This is a genomic window from Streptomyces sp. NPDC005899, assembly GCF_040629645.1.
Taxonomy (GTDB): domain Bacteria; phylum Actinomycetota; class Actinomycetes; order Streptomycetales; family Streptomycetaceae; genus Streptomyces.
The window spans coordinates 1-4,226 of record NZ_JBEXWB010000453.1 but is presented as its reverse complement, the minus strand read 5'-3'; the positions used below and the strand labels follow the sequence as shown (position 1 = coordinate 4,226).

Sequence of the window (4,226 nt, the reverse complement as noted above, 5' to 3'; positions counted from 1 at the left end):
GAGGCGCCGGGACTCGCTCTCGGCGCCTCAAGGCGCGTCTCGCCGAGGCGGAGGCATCGGCCGAGGCCGGACGGAGGGCGGCCAGGGAGGGCCGCTCGGTCGAGGACATGCGGCTCCGGCTGCTCCTGGACACCGTGCTCGACGCGGCCCAGGGGCTCCGTCGCGAGCTCGCCCTGCCGCCCTCGTCGACGCGGCCGGCCGACAGTGTGGACGCGGTCGAGCCCGGCCGGATGTCGCCGAAGGACATCGCGGCCAGGGCCCTTTCGGAGACCGACCCCGCCCTGCTCGACCAGTTGCTCGCCCTGCCGCAGGCCCACCTGATCGTCGACGGCTACAACGTCACGAAGACCGGTTATCCGCAGATGCCCCTGGAAAAGCAGCGGTTGCGTCTGCTGGGCGGCCTCTCCGTCCTCGCCGCGCAGACGGGCGCCGAGATGACCTGCGTGTTCGACGGCGCCGAGCTCGCCGCCCCGGTCCTGCTCGCCCCGCCGCGCGGGGTTCGGGTGCTGTTCAGCAAGGCGGGTGTCACGGCGGACGAACTGATCAGGCAGCTGGCGCGCGCCGAACCCCCGGGCCGGCCCGTCGTGGTGGTGTCGACCGACCGCGAAGTGGCCGACGGTGTGGCGAAGGCGGGGGCCAGGCCGGTCACGTCCGCCTTGCTCCTGAAGCGGCTTTCGCGCGTCTAGTGCGGCATGTGACGGCATGGGTGACTTGCCGGGGTTGCAGGGAACGTACCGTCAAGTCACGGCTACGGGCGGTGTGATGAAAGTAAAGATGTGCCTGGTGTGACGAGATTTTCCCTGTGGGGATTTGAACTGATCACAAGATGGTCACTAAGGTCAGGCCTCGAACCTTCGCACGGTTGATCGCCCACCCGGGGCGGCAGCGAAGGAACCGCCGAGTCCGTGACGTGCACGGAGCCGGGGATCCCTTCCCCCACAGCCCGGTAGGCGGCTCGAGGAAGAAGGAGCTCGCCTTCGTGGCGTCCCACCGTCGTCCCAAGCAGCCGAGCCGCACCCGCGTGACCGTGCTCACCGCGACCGCCGCCGCTGCCGTGGCCCTGACTTCCCAGGCCGCTCACGCCGACCCCAAGCCGACCAAGAGCGAGGTCAAGGCGAAGGTCGACAAGCTGTACCACGAGGCCGAGATCGTCAACGAGAAGGCCAACGGCGCCGAGGAGCAGCAGGACAAGCTCAAGAAGCAGGTCGACGCGCTGCAGGACAAGGTCGCCCGCGGGCAGCTGGAGCTCAACACCCTGCGCGGCCAGCTGGGTTCGCTCGCCACCGCCCAGTACCGCTCCGGCGGCCTCGACCCGTCCGTCCAGCTGCTGCTCTCCTCCGACCCGGACGACTTCCTCGACCAGGCCTCCGCCCTCGACCAGCTGACGGCCAAGCAGGCCCAGTCGCTGCAGAAGATCCAGGCCAAGCAGCGCACCCTCGCGCAGCAGCGCAAGGAGGCGCAGGGCAAGCTCGACGACCTCGCCGAGGTCCGCAAGACGCTCAACGCCAACAAGAAGAAGTACCAGGTCAAGCTGGCCGATGCCCGGCAGCTGCTGAACACCCTTACCGCCGCCGAGCGCGCCAAGATGGCCGCGGACGACCAGCGTGCCAGCCGCGCCGCCGGTGACCGGGTCGAGCTGGGCAACGAGGCTCCCGGCTCGGGCGTCGGCGCCGCCGCCCTCCAGGCCGCCGCCACGCAGATCGGCAAGCCGTACTTCCGCGGGGGCACGGGCCCCAACTCCTACGACTGCTCGGGCCTGACCCAGTGGGCCTTCGGCCAGGCCGGCGTGCAGATCACGCGCACGACCTACACCCAGGCCAACGAGGGTGTGCGGGTCGGCCGCAGCGCCCTGAAGCCGGGCGACCTGGTGTTCTTCAGCGGCACCTCGCACGTGGGCATCTACGCCGGCAACAACCAGGTGCTGCACGCCCCCTACCCGGGCAAGAACGTCCGGTACGAGGCGATGGAGTACCTCGGTTCCTTCCAGTTCGGCGTGCGGATCGGCTGACACCCGAACGGGCGCACCGCGCGCCCCGCACCGACCGCCGCCCCGCCGGAGACCCCAGGTCACCGGCGGGGCGTTGTCGTCCGCGCCCCGCGCGCCCCCGGCGCGGTCCCCTGGCGCTCGTGGCCGCCCGGTCACCGTCCGCGCACATGTACGTCCAAGGCGGCCGGGTCACGCGGGAGACGGCCAGGTCGTCCATGCCCCCGTACCTCGGGCGCACCGGTGCGGTACGGCCCCCGCCGGCATGACGCCCGTCTCCTCGGTCACCCCCGTCTGACCGTACGATCGGCAGGATGGCTGTTCGAACGCAGGACGCGCGGCGGGGACGCACCCGTGGACGGAGCGCGGCGGGTGCCGTGCTCGCCGGGCTGCTGCTCACGTCCGCCTGCGCCGCCCCGCAGGAGCCCGGCCCCGGGATCACCGCCCCGGAGGTCGGCGCCGCCCTGGACCGGCGGGCCGCGGCGGTCATGCGGCACGACACCGGCGCCTACCTCGCCCAGCTGGACCCCCGGGCCGCGTCGTTCCGGTCGGCCCAGCGCACCGAGCTGGCCGCCCTGGCCGACGTGCCCCTGGCGTCCTGGGCGTACGAGGTGAAGAACGTGACCGGCCGGGGCGCCGGCCGGGTCAGCGCCGACGTCGAGCTCCGCTACCGGATCAAGGGGTACGACGACGCCCCCATGACCTCCTCCCGCACGGTCGAGCTGGTCCGCCGGGGCCGGGACGGGGCCTGGTACGTCGCCGGGGACCGGGCCCGCGGCGACGCCCGCGCCCTGCTCTGGCAGCAGGGCGACGTCCAGGCCGTCCGGGGCGCCCACAGCCTCGTCCTGGGGGTCGGCAGGCGGGACGAGGAGCTGCGGCGGATCGCCGCCACCGCCGACAGCGCCGTGCCCGCGGTGTCGGACGCCTGGCCCGCGCCCTGGAAGAAGCGGGTGGTGGTACTCGTACCGGAGTCGGTGCAGGACATGGCGGCGCTCCTGGGCTCGCCCGCGGCGAGCTACCGGGGGACGGCGGCCGTGACCACCGGCGAGGTCGGCGGCAGCGGCCGGCGGCCGGCGGACCGGGTCGTCGTCAACCCGGAGGCGTACGGGATGCTCGGTGCGTTCGGGCAGCGGGTCGTCCTCACCCACGAGACGACGCACGTGGCGACGCGCGCCGGCACGTCCGCCGCCACCCCGGTCTGGCTGTCCGAGGGCTTCGCCGACTGGGCCGCCTACCGCCGGGAGAGCCGCACCGACCAGGAGATCGCGCCGGAGCTGGCCGAGGCCGTCCGGAGCGGTGATGCGCCCGCCGCACTGCCGGCGGACGGTGACTTCGCCTTCGGTGGCGACGCCACACGGCTGGCGAGGGCGTACGAGGGCGCCTGGCTGGCCTGCGCGCTGATCGCCCGGGACTGGAGCGAGGAGGACCTGATCGCCTTCTACGGGGCCGTGGGGGGCCACGCGGGGCGGGACGGGGCGGTGGAGAAGGCCCTGCAGACGGTCCTCGGCACCACCCCCGAGGACTTCACGGCGCGCTGGCGGGAGTATCTGCGCGCCCGGCTCGGCTGACCCGGCCCGCCTCCCCGGCCCCCTGCCCGCCCACCGGCACGGTCTCCCGCCACAGCCGCCACCCCGCGGTGGCCGTCGCCGCGACGAGCAGTCCGTTGCGCACGGCCATCAGCGCCACCCCCTGCGCGTCACTGGCCACCACGTGCGCGAACCCCAGCGGGAACTCCAGCAGGGTGACCGCCGTGGCCACGAGGACCAGGTACACGGGCACCACCATCCGGGTGCCCCGGAACACCAGGCACACCGCACCGAGCCCGACCAGCCACACCATGTACTGCGGGCTGATGACGCGGCTGGTCACGGTGAACAGCAGCACGGCGGTGAAGGCCGCGTCAGCCGGTGTGTGCTCCGCGAACGCGCGGGCCCGCAGCCGCCACAGGAGCAGCCACCCGAAGCCGAGCACGCTCAGGGCCAGGGCCAGCGTGCTGACCAGCGCCACGTGCGGCCCGGCGAACTCCATCGAGCCGTAGCGCAGCTCCACCCGGCCCTCCCAGCCGAACTGCCGGGCCACGTGGAAGACCAGCGCCCCGAGCGACTCGACCTCCAGCCCCCGGTCCCGCTGGAAGGTCAGGAAGGCGTACGCCCCCGGCGCGGCCACGGCGGCGGTGAGGAGCAGCGCGCCGGCCGACACCGCGGCAGCCGACCACGCGCGCCGGGTCGCCGGCCCGCGGGCC

The 4,226-nt window shown here is 73.8% G+C and carries 3 protein-coding genes and 1 pseudogene; 3 read left to right on the top strand and 1 reads right to left on the bottom strand.

Annotation, left to right across the window (positions count from 1 at the left end):
* The 3 genes from ABZ371_RS29710 to ABZ371_RS29700 all read left to right on the top strand — a co-directional run.
* Positions 1 to 686, top strand: a 686-nt coding sequence (locus ABZ371_RS29710) for an NYN domain-containing protein (protein WP_358685366.1), incomplete at its 5' end; no start/stop codon positions are given.
* A gap of 293 nt (positions 687 to 979) precedes the next feature.
* Positions 980 to 2,008: an NlpC/P60 family protein gene (locus tag ABZ371_RS29705; RefSeq protein WP_358685364.1), complete on the top strand. Its 1,029-nt coding sequence runs from the start codon at positions 980 to 982 to the stop codon at positions 2,006 to 2,008.
* A 290-nt stretch (positions 2,009 to 2,298) separates the two neighbouring features.
* A complete protein-coding gene (locus tag ABZ371_RS29700) occupies positions 2,299 to 3,552 on the top strand; it encodes a hypothetical protein (protein ID WP_358685362.1) in 1,254 nt (417 codons plus the stop codon).
* Here ABZ371_RS29700 and ABZ371_RS29695 read toward each other — a convergent pair.
* A pseudogene (locus ABZ371_RS29695) lies at positions 3,509 to 4,226 on the bottom strand (hypothetical protein); the annotation flags it as partial. The gene ABZ371_RS29700 and the pseudogene ABZ371_RS29695 overlap by 44 nt on opposite strands.